Raw genomic sequence first — 549 nt, forward strand, 5'->3', positions numbered from 1 at the left:
TAGCATGTAGCGGTTAACGATCGTTCTATACTGTTCATTATGTGCCACGGCGTGAGGGCGAGGACCAACAATTGACATTCGACCTTGTAGCACATTAATAAACTGTGGTAGCTCATCTAATGACGTCTTCCTAATAAACGCACCAAAAGGAGTCACTCGGGGATCATTTTTTGTTGCTTGTGTAACCTTGTTCCCATTGTCCATGGCACGCATGCTTCTGAATTTCCATACTTTGATAGATTTTCCATCCAGTCCATAGCGCATCTGTTTGAAAATAATAGGGCCTGGTGAGCTGAGTTTCACGCCTACCGCAACCGCAATAAGGACAGGGCTGATTAAAATCAAGATAAGACTACTTAAGACTAAATCTTCAAAACGTTTTAGCCACGTACCTAACCCATTGAATGGTGTATCAAAAATACTAAAAGCATTAACATCGCCGATGGTATACCAACGCGAATGCAGTAAATTGAAGGTAAAAAAATCCGGCACAATATAGGTATTCACTGTGCTATCCGAAAAGGCCTCTAGAATCTTGCTGATTCGATG

Annotated in this window: 1 pseudogene; it reads right to left on the reverse strand. The window is 41.7% G+C overall.

The window, feature by feature from the left end:
• Positions 1 to 549 (reverse strand): annotated as a pseudogene (vpsL, locus tag GMA8713_RS26410) (exopolysaccharide biosynthesis glycosyltransferase VpsL); the annotation flags it as partial.

It is taken from the genome of Grimontia marina (assembly GCF_900060185.1).
Lineage (GTDB): Bacteria > Pseudomonadota > Gammaproteobacteria > Enterobacterales > Vibrionaceae > Enterovibrio > Enterovibrio marinus.